Genomic DNA, 25,142 nt, shown 5'->3' with positions numbered 1-25,142 from the left:
TGGTCATTTCTCGTCTCTTTACAGACAAAAGCAACTGAAAGAAGGATCTTCTTTCAGTTGCTTTATTTTTTATTACGATTATCCTTCGTATAGTTCTCTTAAAGGGTTCATGATAATTCGATTTAGGTCGTTTACAACAACGCTGAAGGCTTGTTCTGTTTGCATTAAATGGCTAATAACGGGTTCGCTTTGCACTTTTTCAGCTAATGCTTGTGCTTTTTCTGCATCTTCATCCGTCATTTCTTCGCCAGCCATCATTTTTTGGTGCATTTCTTGTTGGAAAGCTTGAAACTCTTTGAAAATCCCATAAGCCTCTTCATTTTGTTTTAAACGATTAAACGATGCACTTAACGTTTGGAAGGCTTCGTCTTGACGAATCTCACGTTCTAATTGGTTTGCTGTATCATATAAATTTGATGACATATTATTTCCTCCTAGAAATTATTTACTTCCTAATTGTACCATGCTTTCACTTTCTAAGCGATTATTTTAAGGGAGTAGATCTATTAATCCACGTAAGACTTCTTTTCCTTTTTCAATCGCTTTGCCACCGACTTCTTTGGCTTTAACTTTCGCTCGTTCTGCAAGGTCATCCACTTCTTCTTTCCATTTTTCCACCTCTTCATTTTTGGTGGCAGGATCGACCGCATCCTCGGCAGCCACTACTTGACCGCCCGTCCAGTACGCATTGCCTACCGTAAAGGGTGTTTGCGACGTGTAAGGTAAAATACTTTCCGCTTGCGCTTTAAAGAGTGCACCCATATTTTCGCCACCGGTGCCGCTCAGTACATTTTCCTTACTCGCCGTTTCAAAGCCAATCCAAGTCGAGATGACAACATCTGGGGTATACGCAATCATCCATTGATCATTACTTTTCGTCGTATCATAACTACTCTCTGTCGTACCGGTTTTTCCGGCAATTGTATAATTGTAAGGATCAGCACTCATCCCTGTTCCATTTGAAAAAGTTCCCAAAAGCATACTTGTCATTTCTTCACTGGTTTCTTTGGAAATCACTCGTTTCCCTTTAGGTTGGGTTTTGTCCACAATAACCGCACCCGTGGAATCAATAATTTTTGTAATTAAGTGAGGCGAATACAGTGTGCCGCCATTTGCAAAAACACCATAAGCACTGGCCATAACCGCAGGCGATGTTCCATGTTCGAGTCCGCCAAGCGCTAAACCATAATATTTATCTGCTTCCGTTAGTGGTAAGCCAAATTCTTTTGCTTTATTAAATCCTTTGTTTAATCCAATTTCGTTTAGCAACCAGACGGCTGGTAAATTCAAACTTTGCGCCACGGCTTCATACATTGGGACTTCCCCTTGATAGGTCCCATCAAAGTTTTTCGCCTCATAATACGATTGTGGCTCATCCTTTAGAATACTATCCGGTTTATACCCCGCTTCTAAAGCGGGTGCGTAAACACTAATTGGTTTAATGGTTGAGCCGGGCGAGCGTTGCATGCTAATAGCGAAGTTGAAGCCACGGAATGTATACTCACCACGTCGGCCAATTAGCCCTTGAATGCCGCCCGTGTTTGGATCGAGCGCAACAGAAGCTGATTGGACAATCTCACCGGTCGAACTATTTGGTGGGAAATATCCGTCTTGCGCATAGAGTTCTTGCATATTGCTTTGATAATTTTGATCCAGCGCCGTATAGATTTTATATCCTCGCTTCATGACGTCATCGCCATCGAGTCCATATAGACGCACCGCCTCATCGATGACCGCATCAAAATAATACGGATACTGATAGCCTGAACCTTCTGGATTGTAGGCATCATAAAGTTGATCGCCTAGTGCCACTTGCTGTTGTTCAGTGGCTTGTTCTGGGGTGATTTTGCCTGTTTCAGCCATCACACTTAACACCGTATCTCGACGGTTGGTTGCGGCTTCTAAGTCATCAATCGGATTATAAATCGAAGGTCCTTTTAACAATCCAACTAAGGTCGCGGCTTGTCCGACTGACAAATCAATTGCATCCACACCAAAATATTTTTTAGAGGCATCTTGAATCCCCCATACCCCATTCCCAAAATAAGAATTATTGAGGTACATTGCTAAAATTTCATCTTTGCTATATTGCTTTTCAATTTCAATTGCAAGAAAAAGTTCTTTGGCTTTACGGGTAAATGTTTGATCAAGCGTCAGATAGGCATTTTTAGCAAGCTGCTGGGTGATCGTACTCCCCCCACCGCCAGCTGTACTGCGATTAATCAATAGCCGTGACGCCGCCCGTGCAATTCCTTTTAAGTCAAAGCCATGATGTTCATAAAAACGCCGATCTTCTGTGGCGATCAATGCCTCAACCACATAAGGCGAAATCTCCGTTAAATCGACATAACTATTACTTTTCTCAGCACGAAATTGGCCGGCTTCCTCGCCATTTCGATCATAAATAATAGTCGATTCTTTCAGACCAGAAGATAAATCGGCGACATTTGTCGTTTTCGCTACGTAAAATAAATAAGTGCTAGTCACTAAAATTCCTGTTAACGCCATTAAAATAATAATTTTTGTCAGATGATATTTCTTCCAGACTCTTGATAGCCACTGGGAAAACTGTTTTAGATAGGGCTTGATCCATTGCCAAAAACGAATCAAGTGTTCCTTGATTTTTTGTATGATTGCTCTAAAATCCATTGGCACTCCTCCTCATTCAACCCCTAGTTTAGCAGACCCCTTACCGTCTTTCCTAGGGCGAAAGTTGTACTTTTTCTGAAAAGTCTCCCTATTTTACCATCCATGCGTTAAAAAGAATGGTTTTTTTCATTAAGAAAGCTTTAAATCTGTTATAATAAGCGTGAAATGAATCAAAGGAGCCTGTCAAACATGGATTTTACCATCACTTTACCTCATACCCAAAAAACAATGACTATTCGTGAGCTATTAGAAAAAGAGTGGCTTGTTCCACGCAAAGTCAGACATTTTCTACGCACTAGAAAAGATGTCAAATGCAACGGCGAAGTCGCCATGTTCCACCAAGAAGTTCAGGCAGGCGATCAGATTTCCCTCCATTTAGAAGAAAGTGATTATGCTTATCAAGAGATTCACTTAGGGCTTGCCAAATTCATTGATGTTCTCTATGAAGATGAGCATGTCATTATTGTCAATAAACCTGCAGGCTGCAAAACGCATCCTAACCAACCGAACGAAACCGATACGCTGCTCAATCATCTTGCGGCTTATTTAGCACCAAAAGCGCAACGTCCCTACGTCGTCCATCGCTTAGATAAAGAAACAAGCGGCGCGATTTTGTTTGCTAAAAATCCGTTTGTTTTACCAATTCTGGGGCGTCTCCTTGAGCAAAAACGCATTTATCGTCGTTATCAAGCAGTCGTTCATGGCTTACTGAAAAAAGATTGTACCATTCATCAAGCAATCGGCCGTGATCGTCATGATAGACGAAAACGCATCATCGATCCAAGGAATGGACAAGAAGCTGTTACGCATGTCACCATTGCCCAAACACTCAAAAATACTACCCAAATTTACTGCGTCCTTGATACCGGTCGAACGCATCAAATCCGGGTCCATCTCGCAAGTCTTGGTCATCCACTTGTCGGTGATCCGCTTTATCAACCTAAAGTCGCTCCTCGCCTAATGCTGCACGCGATTGAAATGCATTTTATTCATCCTTTTACGAAAGAAAAAATGGTGGTTCAAGCACTTCCTGGTTTATGGTAAAAACAATTCCTAAACCTAGCAAAAACGCCTTTTTACAATAGTTCAGATAGTCATTCCCTGATTACTATTGTGAAAAGACGTTTTTTGCGGATGTTTATCTCGTTTTTTGCCGGGTGACGTTTAAGTTATTCTCTAGTTGCGTTGCTTTATGTTGATAGTGTTTATAAAGCGTCGCAAATTTTCCCTTGTATGTTTCGTCCCACGGTTTGGATTTTCCACAAAAATGCAAAAAGACGGTTTCTTCAATTAGATGGTTCACATCCCATTTGCCTAAACTCGTTGTTTCATAGACCGCTGATTTGCGGACATCGTAGTTAAATAAAAAGTCAGAGACTGCTATGAACTGATCTCCATATAAGCCATTCAAAATATCTTGATCAGGTAGGAGTAAATTCAAACGATTATTCTCAATAAACGTAAAAATATCTTCAGCCTTCACTACTTTACGAATTTGTTTTAAGTTCATTAATAGCACACCTGAATTATAATAACCTTCTGCTTCGTAGGTTTTTAAACGAATTTTATTAATCACATTGGTGACGTTCGTCAAGTGCGTATGACTCGCAGCTGCGTAAAGATGCTCCCCCATCTCCATTTGATAAAGCTCGACCACATCATTAATACATAAGATATCCGCGTCAAGATAGAGGATTTTTTCGAGGTGATCCGGTAAAAATTGGTGCGCAAGTAAGCGATAATAAATAATTTCCGGATAGCGTTCAGTCACAGGCGCTTGGGCAAAAAGTGTCGCTCGGTCCATCTTCAAAGGATAGTAATTCATGCCCAACAATTGACAAAACACCGTTAATTCTTCGTCAAATGTCGTTTCTTCAGGATGTAAAAGATAGACATTATACGTGGTAGCACTTGAGTTTTTCTGAATTGAATATAAGGTCGTCTTCAACTGACGAACAAATCGTTGATCAATCGCAAAGAGTAAATTTACTTCCATCTTAACACTTCCTTTAAACTAAATATCGTCACTATTCAATTATAACAACTTCTCGTATTTTTGATAGTCTTCCTAGACAACTATTATTGTTTCTTATCGTTAAGAAGGCGACGGTATTGTTACCATACGTTTGATTGTGCTAAGGGTTTGTGCTCATTTTAGGATTATCGATACCAGTTAAGAGCATCTATCTCCAATAAAATTTCACCATTTAGCCATAAAAAAACCTCCACACTCGCCCGCGTAGGCGTAGTGTGAAGGTTCGGATAAACATGTTTGATTTTGTCTATAGATATGGTATTCCCTCATTTTAATTTTAAAAAAAGGCAATTAGTAAATAAAATTAGCTGGATCAACAAAACCACTCCAAAGATCCGTTGCGATTCCAAAATGCAAGTGAACGCCAGTCGAATTGCCTGTCGTACCCATTGTGCCAATTTGTTCTAAGGTGGTAACGCTTTGACCCACGGTAACATAAACATCTGTCATATGCATATAGTAGGTGTAGTAGCCATTGTCGTGTTGAATAATCGCATAATTCCCTGCACTCCAATGATTTCCTGCTTCCACAACCGTGCCATACCGTGCCGCTAAAATCGCCTCACCTTGATTGCCAGTGTAATCAATGCCGTCATGCATATTACCCGAATAACCTGTGGGGTCCGCTCGATAACCAAAAGAACTGCTAACATTTAATGCTCCTTTTAAGGGAGAAAGAAATCCGGTTACAGCTAATTTATCGGCCAATTGTTTCGCCTTCGCTTCCGCTGCTTTGGCTTTTTCTTCCGCAATAGCTTGTTCTTCTTTTAATGTTTCTAACGTTGCCTTTTCATCCGCTAACATTTCCGTTAAGGTTTCAAATTCTTCCACTAACGTTTCTTTCTCAGTTGTATTTGTGGTAACGTCTGCTTCTAGTTGAGAAAGAGTTGTCTCTTTTTCAGCGATTGTCGCTTCTAAAGTAGCCATTTTTTCTTTTAACGTCTTGATTTCATTTTCATGATTATTGATGCTATATCCCGAAAGATTCGCGCCTGACATGACGCCTTGAATAGCCGCCACGACCCGGAGCCGTTCTTCTTTTGTCATTAATTGTTCCTGAAGTTGCGCTTGTTCGTTATTCAGTGCAACGATTTCTTTTTCTATGATTTCTTGTTCGGAATTCAAAGTCTTGTTTTCTTCTTCAAGGGTAACTTGTTGGTTTTGGTTTTCAGTGACTTGTTTTTCTAAGACAACAATCGTCGATTCTTGGGCCTTAATCTGGGGTGTCGTTTCAGTAGCTTGAGTAACGTCTGGTAAGCAAAACAGCAAGCCTAAGCCTGCAAGTAAAACAAAAGACTTCATTTTCAATAGTGGTACGCTCCTCTAAATTTATTCCTTCGCTACTTTAGCATAAATTAGCAGAATAAAGCGTAACAAATCCACAACAAGTTGATATCAATTAAAGAGAAATGATGACGAAAGACGCTATCTTGCAACATGAAACCCTTTTCTATGACAACTAGATTACAGAGGTCTTGTGATTTAATTTCTAAGTAACTTGAGTTCATCTTGGGTTAAGGGTCGAAACTCACCTAAAGCTAACGTTTCATCCAAGGTTAATCCGCCCATGCGCAAGCGTTTTAAATACGTTACTTCTTTCCCCACGGCTTTCACCATGCGCTTCACTTGATGGAACTTTCCTTCATGTAAAATCAAACGAATTTGGCACGTATTCGCCGCTTCATCGACAGTATCAATCATTAATTCTGCGGGCAGACAAACTTCGCCCCCATCAATTGTGAGGCCTTCTTTAAATAAAACCACATCTTCAGGTGTCATGATTCCTGCTACTTCCGCATAATATTCTTTTTCAACATGATGTTTCGGTGACAAGAGACGATGAGCAAGTTGGCCATCATTCATAATCAATAATAATCCTTCGGTATCTTTATCGAGACGACCAACCGGAAAAAGGTCTTCGCGAAAGGTGTCATCATCAAATAAATCTAAGACTGTAGCGTCGTGATTATCGACTGTCGCCGAGACGACTCCTCCTGGTTTATTCAATAGATAATAAAAATCTTTTTGATAATGGACTCTTTCTCCCTCAAATAAAACGAGATCTTTCTGTTCCTCAACCTGAAATTTATCGGATTTCACAACGGTACCATTGACCGTCACATATCCTTTTTTGATTGACTGTTTGACTTCTTTTCGTGAGCCAAAATTCATATCGGCTAAAAATTTATCTAAGCGCATTGGACTAACTCCTTCTCTTTTATTCAAAAAAAGAGCTGTGTTGCGACTGCTTGCTACGAGTCAATCTTCGAATCGTTCACGAGCGAAGGACTTGTAGCTGACTGTCTCAACCTCAGCTATTTTTTTATTTAATTCTTAATTTATGACGCAAACGAACCATGTTAGGTCCTAATAGTTTATCGGCAATCCGGATTTTCAATCCTAAATAAAGATACGCAAATCCTCCGCTACCGGCTACTAACATGACCAAGATAAAGGATTGGATTTTATGTTCATCGCTCAAGAACGATCCAAAAACAGCTTTCGCAAGTGCTGCAACGACGATCATACAAATCGTCATCAATAACATGAGGAGCGTCCGCCGTAACACGAGACTGCGATTAAAATGCGTTTTTTGATGCAATTTTCGCAAATTCAGGTAACACGCAACACCTAGCCCGATCGTTGTTGAAAAATGCGGACCATAGGACTCTAAAAGATAAATACTGGGGGCTTGTAATAAAAATTTAACGATAAAGCCGATTCCAAAAAATATCATCGCAGACATGTTTTCATAAATCCCTTGCAGCATCGTTGCAGAAATCATAAATAATCCTAACACTAGACCGGATAGACACGCTACCATTAATAAGCGTGAACCTAGTACATTATAGCCGTAAAAAATAGTATTTAATGGATACGCCAGTAACACCATGCCAAAAGTGGCAGGAAACATGATAAACGAGTAGAGTTGTAAATTATTGGTTACTAATTTCGTTAAACTCCGTTGATCTTTTTGGGCGTAAGATTCCGTAATTAACGGCAATCCGACGGCAGCCATCGCCGTTGCTAGCCCGATCACGACCATCGTCAATTTATCGGGATTGACACTGAATAACGCCATTAAATTTTGCAGTTCTTGATTGGTATATTCCGTAAACATACTCATCATGCGAATAAAAGTGAATTGATCGACTAATTTAAAAATCGTAATCGCCGATCCGACAATAATAAACGGAATCGCTTCTTTAACAGTTGAAACCAATATCCCAACCGTATCAATTTTTCCAAGTTCTTGACTTTGCTCCGCTAAAATCGCCATTTTGACTTTTTCTTTTCTAAAGTAGTAAAGTAAGACTCCAATACCACCTAATGCCCCAATAAATGCCGCAAAAGTCGATTGCGTTACCGCCGAAACGTAGTCACCACTTCCTAAACGCATAATGATAAACGTCGCCATCAGCATATAAATGACACGGAAAAATTGTTCCACTAACTGTGAAATCGCGAAAGGACCGACATTTTGAGTCCCCTGGAAATACCCTCGCAAGACACTCATGACGGGAATGACAAGAATCGCCACACTTAATGAACGCATCGCTGGCACTAAGTCGTCTCCGCCACCTGATGCTTTGGATAAGGCAGGCGAGGCGAGATACATAACAGTGGCACTAATAATTCCAAAAATAAACATGATTTGCAGTGCGCGTTTTAATAAATTTTGACTCGTTCGATACTCTCCTCTGGAATTATGAAAAGCGATTTGCTTGGCAATCGCCGCCGGAATTCCTGCCGTTGAAATCATGATAAATAAGGCATAGACATTATAGCCCATCCCAAATAGGGCATTGGCAGTTTCCGCATTGTCGCCCAACCAAAAATACCATGGAATAATGTAAACCACACCAATGAGTCGCGAGCCGATATTACCGACGGTTAACCACGCAGAACCCCGGGCCATCTTCTCTTCATTTGTTAGCAGTGGTTTTTGAATCTGTTCTTGATGATCCATTTGCCTCTTTCCCAACTTTCTTCTTTTTACATACCTTCTATTTTAATGCTTAAAGACTTTTGTCGCAATCTATTTCTTTCGTTTAGAAGTGACTATGCTATAATTATCTATATCGATTCCTACGAATAAGGAGAAAACGTATGTATACCATTACAACCACAGAGCTTTATACTTTATTAAGAAATCATCAATTACTCGTTTCATCCCCTATAGATGACACTTTACCAGAACAAACCTTTCATCACCTTTCGTATGATTCGCGTGATGTTCAAGCACAAACCCTTTTCTTTTGTAAAGGGTTTGCGTTCAAAGAATCCTTACTACTCGATGCCATCACAAAAGGGGTGACGGTTTATTTAAGTGAAATTTCTTATGATACAAAAGCAAATGAGATTTTGGTCACCGATATCCGCGAAGCCATGGCCGTTATCGCCCAAGCTTTTTATCGTCATCCACAAGATCAACTGATTAAAATTGCCATGACGGGCACCAAAGGAAAAACGACGGTTGCCTATTTTGTTCATAAAATTCTTAAAGATGCGTATGGGCCAAAAGTCGCCTTGTTTTCTTCGGAAGAAACGACAACAGATGGTGTGCACTATCATCCTTCTGTTTTAACGACACCTGAAGCATTGGTCTTATATCAACAAATGGCCCAAGCAGTTGAGAACGGACTCACGCATGTAGTGATGGAAGTCTCTTCACAAGCCTATAAAACCAAACGTGTTTTTGGACTGACGTTTGATCTTGGTATTTTCTTAAATATTAGCCCCGATCATATAAGTCCGATTGAACACGAAACATTTGAAGAGTACTTTTTATGTAAACAAGAATTACTGTTACATAGCAAAAAAATGGTGATGAACCATGAGTCGGATCACTTTGAGGTCTTAGAAAATCTCTGTCAGACAAATCATATTCCTTACCTGACTTATGGTGGTTCAACGGCTGATTACCCCGTTATCGCCACGGACGATCCTCGAACCTTCGAACTCAAAAGTGCCACGGATCCGCTAGCGATTAATGGCGATTACGCATTAACCATGTTTGGTCACTTTAATCATGAAAATGCAGCTGCTGCACTACTGGCTACTGCTTGGTTAGGAACACCAAGAAACCATATGAAAGAAAGTCTCAGTAAGTGCGTGATTCCAGGCCGGATGACCCTCTTTGACTTACCAAATGGCGCGCTTGCCTTTGTCGATTTTGCTCATAACTACTTAAGTTTGCTTTCAATGGGACAACTCGCAAAAGAAATTCGTCCGCATGGCAAAGCCATTGTCATGACCGGAAGTGCTGGCGGCAAAGCGCTCTCGCGTCGCAAAGATATGGGACTCGCGATTACGCAGATCTATGATGTCGCGGTTCTAACGAGTGATGATCCAAATTTTGAAAATCCGAATGCCATTGCCGAGGAGATTCAACAAGCAATCGAAAATCCTGAAGTCACTGTTTATCGCGAGATGAATCGAGAACAAGCCATTTATTTAGCCCTTTCACTCGCTGGTCCCAATGATGTCGTTGTGCTGGCTGGGAAAGGAAACGAAGCCTCGATGAAAATTGAGGGGCACGATGCCCCTTATGACGGAGATGCGATCTACGCCCAAAAATGGATTGCTACGCAAAAAGAGGCTTGATATGTTGCGTTTTTGTAACAAAAATTACGTTATTAATATATTGCCCATTTTGTAACAAACTTTCGTTATAATAAACCCGAAGAGATTGGTAAAGGGGCTTGTTCCATGAAATTTTTGCAAAAGAAAAGTGTGATGATTGTTGTATTCAGTCTTTGTACTGTCATTATCGGTTTACTGGCATGGAAGTTATTAGTGCGTTTTGAGATTATTCAATTGCATGCACTCGCACCGAAACGTTATTCACGGACAAATTCGGCTAGTGGGATGATTTTAGTTTTCTTCATGCCCATTATTGCGACTGGAATGTTGTTTTTAGGTGTTACTCGAAAAAAAGATTAGATTAAGGAAAGATTTCTTTGAATAGAAGAAGTCTTTTCTTATTTTTTACTAAACAGCCTTCATGAAAATTTCTAACTTTCTTCCTTTTATGTTAGAATGTTGTTTGAATCATTTAAATATGAAATTTTAATTATTAGGACGTGAAATTATGTGCGGTATTGTTGGTTTTGTGAATCAGAAAAATCAAAAAGAAGCCACTATTGAAGCGATGATGGAGCGAATCATTCATCGCGGACCCACGAGTTCCGGAAAATACGTGGATGAGCAAATCGCTCTTGGTTTTCGTCGCTTGTCAATCATTGACTTAGAAGGCGGCTCACAACCGATCTATAATCAAGATCGGAATAAGGTCATTATCTTTAACGGCGAAATTTACAACTATCAGATATTGAGAACAGAATTAGAAACTCTAGGCTATCTCTTTGAAACAAAAACGGATACTGAAGTCATTCTTCATGGTTATGAGGCTTGGGGAGTTGACGTGTTACAAAAACTACGCGGTATGTTTGCCTTTGCGATTTGGGATATCAACAAACAAGAACTCTTTGGTGCCCGTGATCATTTTGGAATGAAACCTTATTACTATGCGGAAATGAATGACACCTTTATGTTTGGCTCCGAAATCAAGAGTTTTCTCGCGCATCCAGATTTTGATAAAACGTTAAACAAAGCGGCTCTAAAACCGTATTTAACGTTCCAATACTCACCACTTAATGGCGAAACGTTCTTTAAAGGCGTTCACCGTTTAGCAGAAGGGCATTACTATTTTTATAAAGATGGCAAGCTAACGATCAATGAGTACTGGGATGCCGATTTTACGAAGAAAGAAAAATTAACACGTGAGCAATGGGTCGATAAAATTGATCAAACGGTACAAGAATCCATTATGCTTCATAAAAATGCGGATGTTGAAGTTGGGTCTTTCTTATCAAGTGGCGTCGATTCGAGTTATGTCGCGGCCGTTTTACGACCAGAACAAACTTTTTCGATTGGTTTTGATGATAAAACGTATAACGAAGCGATTGAAGCGCGGAAACTAACGGAAACAATCGGCTTAAATAATATTGCTGCCATCATTCACGGAGAAATGTCTTTCAAAGCCTTCCCCTTGATTCAATATCACTTGGACGAACCGGATGCGAATCCTTCGTGTGTTCCGCTTTATTTCTTAGCAAATTTAGCGTCACAGCACGTCAAAGTCGTCCAATCTGGCGAAGGAGCCGATGAACTCTTTGCCGGTTATAGCGCCTATGGCTTACATACGCATTCCAAAGTGGTACGGGTTGTGGCTCAAGGTTTAAGAAAATTACCAAAAGGCCCACGTTATTCGATTGGTCGCAAACTAGGCAAGATGAAAAACTTCCAAGGTCGCTTGCACTTGTATGCCGCTTCTGCACCTGCAAAAGACTTTTTCATTGGTCATGCAGAGATTTTTGAAGAACAAGAAGCTGCTTCTTACTTAACGGCCGCTTACCAAGATGCGCCAAGTGTGGCAGAAATTGTCGCACCACATTTTGCCAAAGCTGAGAAATTAGCGGATGAAGAAGTCAATAAAATGCAATATTTAGATGTCCATCAGTGGATGCCAAAAGATATTTTATTAAAAGCTGACAAATTAACCATGGCAAGCTCTTTAGAGTCGCGGACACCATTACTCGATATCGAGTTGATGAAACTAGCGCAAAGTATTCCAACAAAATACTTAATTAACCAACACAACACCAAAGATATTTTCCGTCAAGCTTCTAACCGTCACCTACCAGAAGCTTGGGCAAATCGTGAAAAACTTGGGTTCCCTGTGCCAATCAAAGCTTGGTTACGAGAAGATTTTGGTTATGCTCAAGTCAAAGCGCTCTTTGAAGAAGCATTTGTCAAAGAATTTTTTGACCAAGCGAAAATCATCCAACTATTGGAGGATCATCATACAGGCAAAGCCGATCTCCAACGTAAAATCTGGGCTATTTATGCGTTCTTAACTTGGTACAAAGTCTTCTTTATCGACACAGATATTCCTAAAGCCGAACCAATTATTTATGATACTTTTTAAGAAGAAATAAAAACAGCTGACACCCCGTTTATCATCGAGGTGTCAGCTATTTTTTTGGTTTTTCGCCAAATCGTATGGATCGAAATTGATACTATTTGGCGAATGAATCTCAGTTAATCGCATGTGAGATACCTTTGCTCGATCGAACTTTTGAGTGCATTGTCCTATTCTTGGCAGAAGCCATTCACTTATCTCCTAAGGTTTTCTTTCTTCTTCTGTGTTACTTCGACTGGGAATTTTACTGATCATCCCTGTTGGGCTCGTCGACCTCAAGCAATAAATTTTCGGCTCGTTTTAAGTGCCAAAAAATATAACACAACATTCCAAATAAGAGCACGATTCCGAAGTAGGCTCGGATTGCAATCACGTAAAGAACCATTAGGCTAAACAGGAACACCGCGACGTAACGCCCGATTTTTAACGCACGTTGGGCTTTCATTTTTGGTGTCATCCAACCCCCTCCTTCTAGTCCACCTGCGAATAAGACGTATTATTTACTACCACTTGATAATATGGTCATTATTTTTCGCTACTTGTTTTTTCCCATAATTGTTTCATGACTGGAACATTCGCCAAATCGGTCATATTTGATGGAATAATGACCGTATTTGTCTCACTATTTGCGACTTCTTTAAAAGCTTCTAATCCTAAGTATTGTAGCACTTCTGGCGTCAATTCACTTTCTTTAATCGCTTGATTTAGCGCTTTAATCCGTAATTGTTCTGCTTCTGTGATGACCCGAATTTTTTCAGCTTCAGCGGCTGCATCAATGCGTGTTCTTTCTGCGCGTGCTTCTGCGTCAATTTTGGTTTGTTTGGAACGTGCTTCAGCATCAATTTGCATTTCGGATGATTTGGCTTCAGAGTCTAAAATTAAAGAGTGTTTGCGTCCTTCTGATAAGGTTATCATCGATTCTTTATCACGGGACGCCGTGATGAGTTTATTCATTGAATTAATAATTTCATCGGAAACTAAAATTTCACCAATATTAATCCGATCAATCGCGAGTCCATAACCCGCAGTAATATCTTTAATCGACTCAAACAACGCGACGTTAATTTCTTCCGTTCCATTTAATACTTCATTTAAATCCATCTTTCCGATAATTCCGCGTAAGTTCGACTGCGCATCTTGAATCATCGCGGTTACAGCATCTTCGTTGTCATAGACGAAAGCACGAACATCTGTCACGTGGTACTTAATCGCTTCATCAATTTGGACAATTACGTTATCGCGCGTAATCGCACTTTGAGGAGGAATTTCTAATGGTACTTGTTTTAGTGACACTCGTTGGCGGACTGTATAGACGATCGGGATTAAAAAATGAAGGCCCGGTTCTAACGTCCGAACAAACTTCCCGAAACTTTCCACAACTTTCACTTCTCCTTGATGGACAATCACGGCCGTGCTGGTTAATAACCAAATCAATAAGGCAAAGATTAAAACAAAAATAACGATTCTAGCAACAAACATCTCATACACTCCTTTTATTTTCTAATTTCAATGTAGTCTTCACTTTCTTCAATTAAATAATCATTTACTCGCACAAAGGCCTTACCATTTTCGATGGCAAACACTTCTAACATACTATCGACATTAGGTTCACCTTCAATGACTACATATTCGATGTAACGCCCCAGCGCAAAAACGACGCCTCTAATTTGCGTGCCTTTACTGCGAAAGTACTTACCGAGTAATTTGTGATCCAAATAATCCAATTTCGTCAACTCCTTTACTTGTCACAGACTCTCTTTCATTTTACCACTTTCAGCTTCAGACACAATATGAAAACCGTTTCTACTATCAACCGCTTCGCTGAACGCTTTTGAATAGGCTGTTTTCATTTCACTTGTCATGAAAACAATTGAAGTCAGACATGTAACAAAAAAACTGACCTACTTACTCTTTGAAGTAAGGTCAGTTTCCATTCATTGATTAATTGGCTACAATATTAACCAATTTTTTCGGAACAACAATCACTTTACGAATTGTTTTTCCAGCTAACAGTTCTTTAATTTGAGATTCTTCTTTAGCTAATTGCTCCAGTTCCTCACGCGTTGCTTGCGTTGGCACGAATCGTTTTGCACGAACTTTGCCATTGATTTGAATGACAATTTCGACTTCATCTTCCACAAGCGCTGCTTCGTCATACGTCGGCCATGGTGCATACGTCAAGCTTTCTGTGTTTCCTAGAATCGACCACAATTCTTCCCCAATATGAGGCGCAATTGGTGCCAATAATTGGACGAATCCTTTGATATAGTCAATCGGTAACGCGTCGACTTTATATGCTTCATTGATAAATACCATGAGTTGCGAAATTGCGGTATTAAAACGTAGTTCTGCGAAGTCCTCGGATACTTTTTTGACCGTTTGGTGATAGACTTTCGTTAACGTACCATTGTTAATCGTCGTAATCCGGTCACGCATTTTCCCATTCTCGTCAACGATTAAACGCCAAACGCGATCGAGGAATTTGCGACTACCTTCAAGACCATTTTCATTCCAAGCGATAGCTGCGTCTAACGGTCCCATGAACATTTCATACAGTCTTAACGTATCCGCACCGTATTGTTTCACGACATCATCAGGATTCACTACGTTACCGCGTGATTTCGACATTTTTTCATTATTTTCGCCGAGAATCATTCCTTGGTTATACAATTTTTGGAATGGTTCAGAAGTTGGAACGACGCCAATATCGTACAAGAATTTATGCCAAAAACGAGCATATAATAAGTGTAAGACGGCGTGTTCCGCACCTCCGATATAAATATCTGTCGGTAACCAACGTTCTAATTTTTCATAATTCGCGAGTTCATTTTTATTATGAGGATCGATAAAACGAAGGAAATACCAAGAGCTTCCCGCCCATTGTGGCATGGTATTCGTTTCACGACGCCCTTTCATGCCTGTTTTTGGATCGACCACGTTCACCCATTCCGTGATATTAGCAAGAGGAGACTCACCAGTACCACTTGGATGAATATCGTTCGTGACTGGCAAACGTAACGGTAATTCTTCAACTGGTAGCGTGGTTGTTGTGCCATCTTCCCAGTGAATGACAGGAATTGGTTCCCCCCAATAACGTTGGCGTGAGAATAACCAATCTCTGAGACGGTAGCTAACTTCTTTTTTCCCAACTCCTTTTTCTTCTAACCACGTAATCATCGTTGCCATCGCGTCATCTTTTTCTAACCCATTTAAGAAATCAGAATTGATGTGTACACCATCGCCGACATAGGCTGCAACATCAATGTCGCCACCTTCAACAACTGGAACAATCGCGATTCCAAAGGTTTTCGCAAATTCATAGTCACGTTCATCGTGCGCTGGAACAGCCATAATAGCACCTGTTCCATAAGTTGCGAGGACATAATCGGCAATCCAAATCGGCACTTCTTGCCCATTGGCTGGGTTAATCGCATAAGCTCCCGTAAAGACGCCGGTTTTTTCTTTCACTAAATCGGTCCGCATTAAATCTGATTTTTTACTAGCCGCATCAATATAAGCATCGACAGCTTCTTTTTGTTCTGGTGTCGTAATCTGTTGAACAAGATCGAGTTCTGGTGCTAACACGCAGTACGTTGCACCAAATAATGTATCCGGACGTGTCGTAAAGACGGTAAATTCTTCGTCGCGATTCGCCACTTTAAACGTCACGTTCGCGCCGTAAGAACGACCAATCCAATTCCGTTGCATTTCTTTAATGCTTTCTGGCCAGTCCAACTCTTCTAAATCATCTAATAAGCGATCGGCATAAGCCGTAATTTTTAACATCCATTGACGCATCGGTTTGCGAACAACATCATAGCCACCACGTTCGCTCTTGCCATCGATGACTTCTTCATTGGCGATGACTGTTCCAAGTTCCGGTACCCAGTTAACGGCCACTTCTGCTTCATAAGCTAACCCTTTTTCATAAAGTTTGGTAAAAATCCATTGCGTCCATTTGTAGTACTCTGGATCGGTCGTATTGATTTCACGGTTCCAATCATAACTAAACCCTAGTGAATTAATTTGACGACGGAATGTCTCAATATTTTTCTTGGTAAACTCAGCGGGATCATTACCAGTATCTAACGCATATTGCTCTGCGGGTAAACCAAAAGCATCCCAGCCCATTGGATGTAAAACGTTATAGCCTTGGCTGCGTTTCATCCGAGACAAAATATCGGTTGCGGTATACCCTTCTGGATGCCCAACGTGTAATCCTTGTCCGGATGGGTAAGGAAACATATCTAAAGCATAAAATTTAGGTTTATTCGATTCTTCTTTCGTATTAAAGCAATGATTTTTTGCCCAATACTTTTGCCATTTCTTCTCAATTTCTCTGTGATTATAGTTCACGATAAACGCTCCTCTGCTCATTTTTAATCATAAAAAAAGCCCTATAAGAAACAAACTGTTCCTCATAGGACGTTAAAGACGTGGTACCACCTACATTTACTAGCTAAAAAAGCCTAGCCTCAACGTTTTAACGATCGTCACCGTATCTTCCTACTATTCTTCAAAAGATAACACTCAAAGGCGAGTTCAAAAGTTTCTCTGTACATTTCCACCAACCATGTACTCTCTACGAAAAGAACGACTCTCTACTATTCCTATTCAAACGTGTTTTATTCAACTTAGATGTATCTTAGCAAACTTTCAAATGTCTTTCAAGTTTTTTAACGAACTTTCAATGTTTGACCGACGTAAATCGTATCAGACGTTAACGAATTTAACGTTTTTAATTGCGCAATTGAGAGATTGTATTTTTGAGACAGCATCCAAAGACTATCGCCACTGACTACTTTATGGCTCTTTTCATTACTTGTATTAGTCGTAGTCTGAGCAGTCGTTTGATTGACGACTGGTTTCGTCGTCACCGTGTTTGATGACGTGCTTGCGTTGCTGACCTTTAGGGTTTGATTTGGATGAATCAAATCACTCTTTAAATTATTCCAATTCCGTAATTGATCCATCGTGATACCATGTTTATTGGCAATTAACCACACCGAATCCCCTGCTTTGACGGTATAGGTCTTTGCCGTTGTTGTCGTCGCATTAGAAGAATTACTACTGTTATTTGTATTCGTTGGCGTTGTCGGTTTCGTGGTTGTTCCGACATTTGTATTCGTTGATGTCACTGGTTTTGTGGTTGTTCCAGTACTCGTCCCACTTGCTTGGCTGACAATCAACTTTTGATTCGGATGAATTAAATCACTCTTTAAATTATTCCAACTCCGTAATTGCGCCATCGTAATACCATGATTATTGGCAATCAGCCAGACTGAATCGCCAAATTTCACCGTATACGTTTTCGCTGTGCTGGTCGTTGGTTTAGAAGTGGCATTATTCGTCGCATTATTTGACGTATTCGTATTCGTCGGTGCTGTCGGTTTCGCTGTCGTCCCCGTATTCGTTGTCCCTGTTTGACTGACGACTAATTTTTGACCTGGATGAATCAAATCATTTTTTAAATTATTCCAACTCCGTAATTGTGCCATCGTAATGCCATGGTTATTGGCAATCAACCACACCGAATCACCGGATTTTACCGTATACGTTTTTGCTGTACTTGGCGTCACCGACGTCTCTGGTTTTGACGTTTCGGGCGTTGGTGTTGGTGTTGGCGTTGGTGTCGGCTTCGGCGCTTCTGGTGTGACCGGCGCTTGGCTCGATTGACCTACGATTAGTTTTTGACCAGCATGAATGAGGTCACTCTTTAAATTATTCCAACTACGCAATTGATCCATCGAAATCCCGTGATTATTGGCAATCAACCAAATCGAATCGCCTGATTTCACCGTATAGGTTTTCGCGGTGTCCGTGCTACTGCCGGTATTACTACCTGAGCCTGTCCCAGTATTGATCACCGGATTTCCATTGCCTGTATTCGTTTGATTTTGATTGTTTCCAGTGGCTGGAGAATCAAAACGCGTCAATTGATACATTTCAATTGTGGAATTGAGCTTGCTGGCATAGTTTGGATCTGTTGCGTAACGACCCGTTAACCAAGCTGTTGCATCACGGTAGCTCTTCGTATTGCTCTTCCAAGCGCCTGAATAATAATAGACGCCTGATTGGAAGCTAACATTTCTTAACGTGGCAGCATTATCTGCAAATGATTCTGCAAAAGAAGGATACTTTTTAAACGGCTCATTTTTCGTCACCCATTGACCATTTAAATATTCCAGTGTACTCATATACACGGTCTGACCATTGTAACTTCCTTTAATCCCGAACAAATTATAATTTGGCGCTTTAGATAACGTACTACTACCCCAACCACTTTCAATAATGGCCTGCGCAATCATGACTGACACATATAAATCATTGGCATCTGCCACGGCTTTTGCTTGTTGTGCGATAGTATTAATGAAGGTCTGAGGGTCAACAAAGGCTGACGCCCGTGCCAAGCCAGCAGAAAATGGCAAGATTGTCGGCGCTTGAACAGCCGATTGTGCTTCTTCAACGAGAGCGGGTTCTTCGATCACAAGAGGTTCTTCGTTTACTTCGACCTCTTCCATCGACGGATCTTCCATTGATGTTTCCGGAACAACAGGTGTTTCGGCTACATTATTTTCTTCCACCACTTCCGAAGCGGCTGGCAATTCAGGTGTTTCCGTTACGACTGGTGTTTCGGTTGCTTCTGAGGATGCTTGCATTTCTTCCTCTGCATTGACGGATTGAACGGCTGAATTCGTTGTTTGGACAGCTTCAGACGGGGTTGTTTGTTCTATATACGTATCAGATTCATCTGCTAAAACAGTGATGACGGGCGAGAGTGGCGCAACTGCTGAAACAGCTGTGACTGTTGTTCCTAAGACAGCCGCTCTTTTCTTCATATTACGATAAAAAGTCCGTTGCTCTTCCATTTGACGTCGTTCTTTTCGTGTCAAAGACTTTTCCATTTTCTAACCTCCGATATACTATTGGATAAACTTATCACTAGTATACCTGTTCCTTTTTGTTAAGAAAAGTTTAATCTGCACTTTTAGTGAACTGTAATATAGGTGTAATACTTTAAGGTGTGAAAAATCCCTTGATTGCTCGTGGAATGCTTGCGAAATTTGTCAGCTATTGTATACTAAAAAAGATTATCTATTCTAACTTCTAATTATTAAAGGAGCGTACCATGAAAAATAAACTATATTATCAATTTGCAGGTAGCTGTAGCCTCTTGCTTTTCGCTTTTTTAAGCTATGTGATGAAATTCTATCCGAGCTGGATCCAACCGTTTGATACTTTTTTAGCCGAACCACTTTATCAACTACGTCCAACCTTAAGTGGCTTCTTTTTGTGGATCACCCAATTTGCCAATCCGATTCCACTCGTGATTCTTTTTCTAGCCGTTTTAGTGATCTTACTGTACGGCAAACAGTACACTGAAGCCATTTGGTTAAGCGGTGGCGTTATTTTAGTGGCCGGCATCTTAAATCCCGTATTGAAACTGTTCTTTTTACGTGAACGTCCGACTTTAGAACACCTTGTGACGGAGCATAGTTTCAGCTTTCCAAGTGGACATGCCGTAGCAAGTATGGTGTTTTATGGTAGTTTAATCTTGCTGTTACCCATTTTTGTCGAAAACAAACAGCTTCGTTGGTTCTTACAAGGATTACTGGGTTTGATTATTCTTTCGATTGGGATGAGCCGGATTTATTTAGGTGTTCATTATCCATCCGATATTCTTGGAGGCTATGCTTTAAGCTTAAGTTGGCTCCTCCTAACATTCCCTCTTTATCAAGAACAACGCTTTATCTGGCGTTTTAAAAATAAACAATATTAAGAAAGAAGCAGACCGATGAATCCTTTTCCTTTTACCGAAGATCCAAACAAACGTTATCATTCATGGAATTACGCTTTACGCCAAGCTTTTGGAGCAAAAATATTTAAAGTTCCCATCGATGGTGGTTTTGATTGCCCGAATCGCGATGGGACGGTGGCACACGGCGGCTGTACTTTTTGTAGTGTATCCGGTTCTGGTGATATGATTGTCGCGCCAGAAGATCCGATTCCTGTTCAGTTTACGAAAGAAATTGACATGATGCATAAAAAATGGCCGGATGTTGATCGCTACATCGTTTATTTTCAAAATTTTACGAATACCCATGCACCGATTGACGTGATTAAAGCTCGTTTTGAACAAGTCGTCAATCTACCAGGAGTTGTCGGTTTATCGATTGGAACACGACCAGACTGCTTACCAGATGACGTGGTTGAATACCTCGCAGAGCTCAATCAGCGTCTTTATTTATGGGTAGAACTTGGTTTGCAAACAACCTACGAGTCCACTAGTAAGATGATTAATCGCGCGCATGATTATCAGACGTATCTAAACGGCGTCGAAAAACTCCGTCGGCATCAGATTCGCGTCTGTACTCACCTGATCAATGGCTTGCCTGGTGAAACACAAGAAATGATGGAAGAAAACGTTCGACGTACGGTAGTTGACTCTGATATTCAAGGCATTAAAATTCATTTACTTCACTTAATGCGCAATACTCGCATGTTACGTGATTATCATGAAGGAAAATTACAACTCCTTTCCCAAGCAAAATATACTGAAATTGTCTGTAATCAACTTGAAATGATTCCAGCCGAAATCATCATTCACCGACTCACTGGTGATGCTCCTAGAGAAACGCTCGTCGGGCCGATGTGGAGTTTAAAGAAATGGGAAGTGTTAAATGGGATTGATCAAGAGCTTTTGCAGCGTGACTCCTATCAAGGGAAATACAATGCCCGAATGACTGGAGGGATTGGATGTTAAAAACGGCTTTACATTTCAGTCGACAATTACTCGCAGAAGTTCTACAACCTGGTGATATCGCCGTCGATGCAACGATGGGGAACGGTCACGATACACTATTTATGGCAGAATGTGTCGGTAAAACTGGCCTTGTTTACGCCTTCGATATCCAAGCGCAAGCGATTGAAGCGACTAAAGCTCGCTTAACCGATACGCCTTTTGAACAACGGGTACAATTAATTTTTGACGGCCACCAAAATCTAGCACTCTATTTACCCAAAGGAATAACCATTAAAGCCGCTATTTTTAATCTTGGTTATTTACCTAAGAGCGATAAATCGATTATTACTTTACCGAATACGACCAAAAAAGCCCTCGATGCGTTACTCGAGCGCCTAGAACCAAAAGGGCGAGTGGTACTGGTAGCTTATTATGGTCATGAAGGTGGCGAAGCCGAGCTATCGACCGTGCGTCATTACTGTGAACAACTACCACAAGAACGATACAACGTACTCAATTATCAATTCATTAATCAAAAGAATCAGCCACCAATATTATTTTGTATTGAAAAAAAATAACGAATGCTTAAAACAGCTTGAAGGGATTTTTGAAAATGACAGAATTACGTGTTGCAACGTACAATATTCGCATGGATGCTGTAGAAGATGGCGATTGGGCTTGGACTGCTCGCAAAGAACATGTCCTCGACTTAATTACTTACCATGATTGGGACTTATTTGGGATCCAAGAAGCCTTACCACATCAATTGATGGAGTTAAAGACATTGACCGACTATGCTTTTATCGGAACAGCTCGTGAAGACGGCATCAACACCGGTGAATACAACGGTGTCTTTTACAAAAAAGAACGTTTTGAATGCATCGAAGAAAAAACATTTTGGCTTTCCGAAACACCTGATGTACCAAGTATTCATCCAACTGCAGGATGCCATCGTTTATGCGTTCTTGGATTATTCCAAGATCAAAAAAGTGGTGCCCATTTTGCCTTTGGCGATACTCATTTAGACCATGTTTCAGAAGAAGCCCGTGAACTTGGAGCACAATTAATTATTGACAACGGTCTATCGAAATTTAAAGAATACCCAACGATTTTAGTCGGTGACTTCAATGCCGAACCGACGGAACGTGCTTATCAATTACTAAAAAACCAGCTCAATGATAGCCGCTATGTTGACGGTGTTTTTTCTTATGGTCCAAAGGGTACCTTTAATGAATTCCGCTATGATTGCCCTTGGCGTGAACTTGTTGAAATTGACTTTATCTTTGTTTCAAAAGAAATAACTGTCAAAAAAGTAGGCACGCTAACAGATAGCGTTGATCATCATTTTCCGTCTGATCACTTCCCAGTTGAAGCGACGATTATTATTTAGTTCATTTAACCTCTTACACATGATTTCATCGTGAGTAGGAGGTTTTTTGATATAACCGTGCTCGTTTCACCACTTGAAAAATGAATAGAATAATAAATCAAGCTGTCTTTTGTCTTTAGAAAACAACTTTATGAAAGATTGATTGTAAGAGTGAATCATCTGAACTGAAACCCTCAACAAATGGTTAGCGAACCGGAGAGGATTCTTGGCGTCAGAGTCATTTTGAGGAGTCGAGTAGCATTATCGTAGTTCATGAAACATAAAGTTCCAAGTATTCATATGCCGTTCCACCTATGTTCACTCTCCTATATATTGTGATCAGTCTTACAATTTAAGTGTTAGATACGTAGATTTTTTTATTTAGTATACATTATCATCATTATTAAACGAAAATCATATCCACATAGGACACACATTCACTTACAATACTTTTTTTAAAACGAGATATTTATTTAACATATCAGTTTAGCAAAAATTTATCTTATTCGAATTAACATTCTTTTAATTACTAATCAATAAAATAAAAAAGCGGAGTTTTGAAACGAAAAAAATCACACTATTATGTAGTCTCACTTTAATTAGCTTGAGCTCAGTACCCATTAATGTGTTTGGATCAGTTATTGATAAAGAAAATAATGTAACAAAGCTCGTGGTATCAAATTCTATGTATGAGTTAAACAGTTTCAGTATACACAATACTATTAATCACCACAGTGTTGTACCTTATGGTTTTGGAATTACAGCAGTATTCGTTGCCGGAATATTAGCAGGCTATATAATTGATGGTTACATAATGTTTGCATCTGGACAACCGGCTTCTAGTTGGATATCCGATGGGATGCACGCAGCATTGAATTACTATAATAAACAATCTGGCTTCGTATCCACTATTCGTGTTTCTAAGGATGGTGGGATCTATGGTGGAGGTGGTCATCCTTGTTATCTAATATTCAAATCAACCCAAACGCCTAAATATATACGAAAAAAGCATACCCACGATAATTCCGGCGATACCAGCTATAACCATTTTCCATTTTTTGACACTATTTCTCACCTCTTCCAGTAACATAATTAAAAGTGCTGATTTATAAATTATTTATTTCAGAGTTTACAGTGAACTGAACACCGATAAACACTAAAATAAATTCATTAAAAATAATCCAGTATTAACTCCCCATAAAAGAAGAATCGAAACATCTTTTTAGAAGGTATTTCGACTCTTCTTTTCTAGTTTTTATAAAACAAACATACTTAAATATCAAATCGATTCATAAAATTTTAGATCTTTTTCCATTTCTAATAATATTTGATCGTGCGCGATGTTATCGCCTAACAACATCGCTGTTTTCGCAGCCACACGATACATGACTTTTGCTTTTTCTGTATCACTTACATGGAATAAGAGATACTTTGCTTCCATCATCTGCAAGATGGGCTTCTTTTGAAATTCTTGATTCTCCTCAGAAATCGTCTTGGAAATATCTAACAACTGTTTGTACGTGTCATAGTCTTTTAATTCCGATAAAAAATTCAATGCGATGATATGTATCTTTATAGCCAGATAGGCATTTGAATCATTCGAATAATCCGAGTTTTTAACGAGCTTATTGATTGCCTGCTTCGTCGTATTCCTATTTTTATAAGCTTTATCTTTCCCAAAAATATAAAAGAAATATAAATAAATTAGTAGAAAATCAAGCTCACATAGTTCTTTTTTTAATAACGTCTGTGGAAAATATTCTTTTAGCAATCCTGATTCAAATTGAACGTTATTAAAAACCACAATATCTGTAGTCGCTCTCAGAATATCAATAGTCAATTGTTCTTCTTCATTAATCTGATCATAAAAATTATCGTAAATTTGATCAAACAGCAGGTTAACCTTCTCTGCTCGTATCGAGTCTTTATACATCGTTTGTTTCATTAACTTATTTTTTAGCCTAATGTACCCTATAGGTAACTCGATATATGAATCATCAATTAAGCTATTTAGGGAGATTTTAAGCTTATTAGCTAAAAAATTTAGTTTTGTTAAAGTTGGGAGAGATTTTCCAGTCTCTATTCTAGCTAATTGTCGTATTGTAATATTAGATTCATCTTCACAAACCATCTCGCGAGTCAATTTTTGACTTTCTCTAGCAACACGTACTTTCATTCCCAATTTTTCCTTCATAACTACTTCCCCCCTCCTTCTATTACGCCTATATTATTTTTACGTACTAATGAAGCACTTCGATTCTTTTTTTAAAGTTATTTTACCATAAGTTGAATTCTTTTTTTCTACATTGTTATAAAATTCAAAAAGGACATGACATTGATGTCATGTCCTTTTTGAATG

General features: G+C 39.8%; 21 protein-coding genes and 1 other annotated feature. Of the genes, 9 read left to right on the top strand and 12 right to left on the bottom strand.

Annotation, left to right across the window (positions count from 1 at the left end; genetic code table 11):
- Positions 1 to 78 precede the first annotated feature (78 nt).
- Positions 79 to 423, bottom strand: coding sequence for a YlbF family regulator (locus IGI68_RS05930; RefSeq protein WP_071875412.1), 345 nt, complete (start codon positions 421 to 423; stop codon positions 79 to 81).
- A 66-nt stretch (positions 424 to 489) separates the two neighbouring features.
- A complete protein-coding gene (locus tag IGI68_RS05925) occupies positions 490 to 2,649 on the bottom strand; it encodes a PBP1A family penicillin-binding protein (protein ID WP_438731342.1) in 2,160 nt (719 codons plus the stop codon).
- Between the two features lie 189 nt (positions 2,650 to 2,838).
- Here IGI68_RS05925 and IGI68_RS05920 point away from each other — a divergent pair, with 189 nt between their 5' ends.
- On the top strand, positions 2,839 to 3,693 hold the full coding sequence (locus tag IGI68_RS05920) for an RluA family pseudouridine synthase (protein ID WP_438731339.1): 855 nt from the start codon (positions 2,839 to 2,841) through the stop codon (positions 3,691 to 3,693).
- Positions 3,694 to 3,787: 94 nt separating this feature from the next.
- Here IGI68_RS05920 and IGI68_RS05915 read toward each other — a convergent pair whose 3' ends face one another.
- The 4 genes from IGI68_RS05915 to IGI68_RS05900 form a co-directional block, all read right to left on the bottom strand.
- Positions 3,788 to 4,645, bottom strand: a complete 858-nt coding sequence (locus tag IGI68_RS05915) for a glycosyltransferase family 8 protein (RefSeq protein ID WP_438731336.1) — start codon at positions 4,643 to 4,645, stop codon at positions 3,788 to 3,790.
- A gap of 330 nt (positions 4,646 to 4,975) precedes the next feature.
- Entirely contained in the window at positions 4,976 to 5,986 is a 1,011-nt protein-coding gene (locus IGI68_RS05910) for a peptidoglycan DD-metalloendopeptidase family protein (protein WP_438733226.1), read from the bottom strand.
- A gap of 180 nt (positions 5,987 to 6,166) precedes the next feature.
- A complete protein-coding gene (locus IGI68_RS05905; protein WP_071875417.1) occupies positions 6,167 to 6,883 on the bottom strand; it encodes a pseudouridine synthase in 717 nt (238 codons plus the stop codon).
- A gap of 124 nt (positions 6,884 to 7,007) precedes the next feature.
- Complete coding sequence (locus IGI68_RS05900; RefSeq protein ID WP_071875418.1) at positions 7,008 to 8,654, bottom strand: putative polysaccharide biosynthesis protein; 1,647 nt, start codon at positions 8,652 to 8,654, stop codon at positions 7,008 to 7,010.
- 140 nt (positions 8,655 to 8,794) lie between these two features.
- Between IGI68_RS05900 and murE the strand changes: the two genes are divergently transcribed.
- The 3 genes from murE (at position 8,795) to asnB (ending at position 12,677) form a co-directional block, all read left to right on the top strand.
- Positions 8,795 to 10,291, top strand: a complete 1,497-nt coding sequence (gene murE / locus IGI68_RS05895; protein WP_438731331.1) for a UDP-N-acetylmuramyl-tripeptide synthetase — start codon at positions 8,795 to 8,797, stop codon at positions 10,289 to 10,291.
- A gap of 105 nt (positions 10,292 to 10,396) precedes the next feature.
- Positions 10,397 to 10,630 (top strand): hypothetical protein, encoded by a 234-nt coding sequence (locus tag IGI68_RS05890; RefSeq protein ID WP_071875420.1) that lies wholly within the window; start codon positions 10,397 to 10,399, stop codon positions 10,628 to 10,630.
- Positions 10,631 to 10,778: 148 nt separating this feature from the next.
- The gene (asnB, locus tag IGI68_RS05885; protein ID WP_438731327.1) at positions 10,779 to 12,677 is read left to right on the top strand and encodes an asparagine synthase (glutamine-hydrolyzing); all 1,899 of its coding nucleotides are present in this window, start codon (positions 10,779 to 10,781) and stop codon (positions 12,675 to 12,677) included.
- Positions 12,678 to 12,915: 238 nt separating this feature from the next.
- Here asnB and IGI68_RS05880 read toward each other — a convergent pair whose 3' ends face one another.
- The 5 genes from IGI68_RS05880 to IGI68_RS05860 all read right to left on the bottom strand — a co-directional run bounded on the left by IGI68_RS05880 (position 12,916) and on the right by IGI68_RS05860 (position 19,576).
- Positions 12,916 to 13,128, bottom strand: coding sequence for a hypothetical protein (locus tag IGI68_RS05880; protein WP_438731324.1), 213 nt, complete (start codon positions 13,126 to 13,128; stop codon positions 12,916 to 12,918).
- A gap of 68 nt (positions 13,129 to 13,196) precedes the next feature.
- Positions 13,197 to 14,150, bottom strand: coding sequence for an SPFH domain-containing protein (locus tag IGI68_RS05875; RefSeq protein WP_438731321.1), 954 nt, complete (start codon positions 14,148 to 14,150; stop codon positions 13,197 to 13,199).
- 14 nt (positions 14,151 to 14,164) lie between these two features.
- Positions 14,165 to 14,395 carry a hypothetical protein gene (locus IGI68_RS05870; protein ID WP_084131371.1) on the bottom strand — a complete coding sequence of 77 codons (231 nt, stop codon included), beginning with the start codon at positions 14,393 to 14,395 and terminating at the stop codon, positions 14,165 to 14,167.
- 217 nt (positions 14,396 to 14,612) lie between these two features.
- Positions 14,613 to 17,027: a leucine--tRNA ligase gene (gene leuS, locus IGI68_RS05865; protein ID WP_071875424.1), complete on the bottom strand. Its 2,415-nt coding sequence runs from the start codon at positions 17,025 to 17,027 to the stop codon at positions 14,613 to 14,615.
- 62 nt (positions 17,028 to 17,089) lie between these two features.
- Positions 17,090 to 17,299 (bottom strand) — a binding site (T-box leader).
- A gap of 48 nt (positions 17,300 to 17,347) precedes the next feature.
- Positions 17,348 to 19,576, bottom strand: a complete 2,229-nt coding sequence (locus IGI68_RS05860) for a LysM peptidoglycan-binding domain-containing protein (protein WP_438731317.1) — start codon at positions 19,574 to 19,576, stop codon at positions 17,348 to 17,350.
- A gap of 224 nt (positions 19,577 to 19,800) precedes the next feature.
- Here IGI68_RS05860 and IGI68_RS05855 point away from each other — a divergent pair, with 224 nt between their 5' ends.
- The 5 genes from IGI68_RS05855 (at position 19,801) to IGI68_RS05835 (ending at position 23,870) form a co-directional block, all read left to right on the top strand.
- On the top strand, positions 19,801 to 20,451 hold the full coding sequence (locus IGI68_RS05855) for a phosphatase PAP2 family protein (RefSeq protein WP_071875426.1): 651 nt from the start codon (positions 19,801 to 19,803) through the stop codon (positions 20,449 to 20,451).
- Between the two features lie 15 nt (positions 20,452 to 20,466).
- The gene (locus IGI68_RS05850) at positions 20,467 to 21,435 is read left to right on the top strand and encodes a TIGR01212 family radical SAM protein (RefSeq protein ID WP_273230706.1); all 969 of its coding nucleotides are present in this window, start codon (positions 20,467 to 20,469) and stop codon (positions 21,433 to 21,435) included.
- A complete protein-coding gene (locus IGI68_RS05845) occupies positions 21,429 to 21,992 on the top strand; it encodes a class I SAM-dependent methyltransferase (RefSeq protein ID WP_071875428.1) in 564 nt (187 codons plus the stop codon). The genes IGI68_RS05850 and IGI68_RS05845 overlap by 7 nt, the downstream gene beginning before the upstream one ends.
- A gap of 35 nt (positions 21,993 to 22,027) precedes the next feature.
- Positions 22,028 to 22,804, top strand: coding sequence for an endonuclease/exonuclease/phosphatase family protein (locus IGI68_RS05840; protein WP_438731312.1), 777 nt, complete (start codon positions 22,028 to 22,030; stop codon positions 22,802 to 22,804).
- 664 nt (positions 22,805 to 23,468) lie between these two features.
- Positions 23,469 to 23,870, top strand: coding sequence for a hypothetical protein (locus tag IGI68_RS05835; RefSeq protein WP_438731309.1), 402 nt, complete (start codon positions 23,469 to 23,471; stop codon positions 23,868 to 23,870).
- 192 nt (positions 23,871 to 24,062) lie between these two features.
- Here IGI68_RS05835 and IGI68_RS05830 read toward each other — a convergent pair whose 3' ends face one another.
- Complete coding sequence (locus IGI68_RS05830) at positions 24,063 to 24,977, bottom strand: helix-turn-helix domain-containing protein (protein WP_071875431.1); 915 nt, start codon at positions 24,975 to 24,977, stop codon at positions 24,063 to 24,065.
- Positions 24,978 to 25,142: the final 165 nt, after the last annotated feature.

This window comes from Enterococcus sp. DIV1314a, assembly GCF_051713805.1.
GTDB classification, from domain to species: Bacteria; Bacillota; Bacilli; order Lactobacillales; family Enterococcaceae; genus Enterococcus_I; species Enterococcus_I aquimarinus.
This window is presented reverse-complemented; position numbering and strand designations above follow the sequence as displayed.

Excerpts from the sequence above, each read along its gene's own strand:
- IGI68_RS05930 (WP_071875412.1), bottom strand. The coding sequence starts at position 423 with ATGTCATCAAATTTATATGATACAGCAAACCAATTAGAACGTGAGATT.
- IGI68_RS05925 (WP_438731342.1), bottom strand. The coding sequence starts at position 2,649 with ATGGATTTTAGAGCAATCATACAAAAAATCAAGGAACACTTGATTCGT.
- IGI68_RS05920 (WP_438731339.1), top strand. The coding sequence starts at position 2,839 with ATGGATTTTACCATCACTTTACCTCATACCCAAAAAACAATGACTATT.
- IGI68_RS05915 (WP_438731336.1), bottom strand. The coding sequence starts at position 4,645 with ATGGAAGTAAATTTACTCTTTGCGATTGATCAACGATTTGTTCGTCAG.
- IGI68_RS05910 (WP_438733226.1), bottom strand. The coding sequence starts at position 5,986 with ATGAAGTCTTTTGTTTTACTTGCAGGCTTAGGCTTGCTGTTTTGCTTA.
- IGI68_RS05905 (WP_071875417.1), bottom strand. The coding sequence starts at position 6,883 with ATGCGCTTAGATAAATTTTTAGCCGATATGAATTTTGGCTCACGAAAA.
- IGI68_RS05900 (WP_071875418.1), bottom strand. The coding sequence starts at position 8,654 with ATGGATCATCAAGAACAGATTCAAAAACCACTGCTAACAAATGAAGAG.
- murE (WP_438731331.1), top strand. The coding sequence starts at position 8,795 with ATGTATACCATTACAACCACAGAGCTTTATACTTTATTAAGAAATCAT.
- IGI68_RS05890 (WP_071875420.1), top strand. The coding sequence starts at position 10,397 with ATGAAATTTTTGCAAAAGAAAAGTGTGATGATTGTTGTATTCAGTCTT.
- asnB (WP_438731327.1), top strand. The coding sequence starts at position 10,779 with ATGTGCGGTATTGTTGGTTTTGTGAATCAGAAAAATCAAAAAGAAGCC.
- IGI68_RS05880 (WP_438731324.1), bottom strand. The coding sequence starts at position 13,128 with ATGACACCAAAAATGAAAGCCCAACGTGCGTTAAAAATCGGGCGTTAC.
- IGI68_RS05875 (WP_438731321.1), bottom strand. The coding sequence starts at position 14,150 with ATGTTTGTTGCTAGAATCGTTATTTTTGTTTTAATCTTTGCCTTATTG.
- IGI68_RS05860 (WP_438731317.1), bottom strand. The coding sequence starts at position 19,576 with ATGGAAAAGTCTTTGACACGAAAAGAACGACGTCAAATGGAAGAGCAA.
- IGI68_RS05855 (WP_071875426.1), top strand. The coding sequence starts at position 19,801 with ATGAAAAATAAACTATATTATCAATTTGCAGGTAGCTGTAGCCTCTTG.
- IGI68_RS05850 (WP_273230706.1), top strand. The coding sequence starts at position 20,467 with ATGAATCCTTTTCCTTTTACCGAAGATCCAAACAAACGTTATCATTCA.
- IGI68_RS05845 (WP_071875428.1), top strand. The coding sequence starts at position 21,429 with ATGTTAAAAACGGCTTTACATTTCAGTCGACAATTACTCGCAGAAGTT.
- IGI68_RS05840 (WP_438731312.1), top strand. The coding sequence starts at position 22,028 with ATGACAGAATTACGTGTTGCAACGTACAATATTCGCATGGATGCTGTA.
- IGI68_RS05835 (WP_438731309.1), top strand. The coding sequence starts at position 23,469 with ATGTATGAGTTAAACAGTTTCAGTATACACAATACTATTAATCACCAC.
- IGI68_RS05830 (WP_071875431.1), bottom strand. The coding sequence starts at position 24,977 with ATGAAGGAAAAATTGGGAATGAAAGTACGTGTTGCTAGAGAAAGTCAA.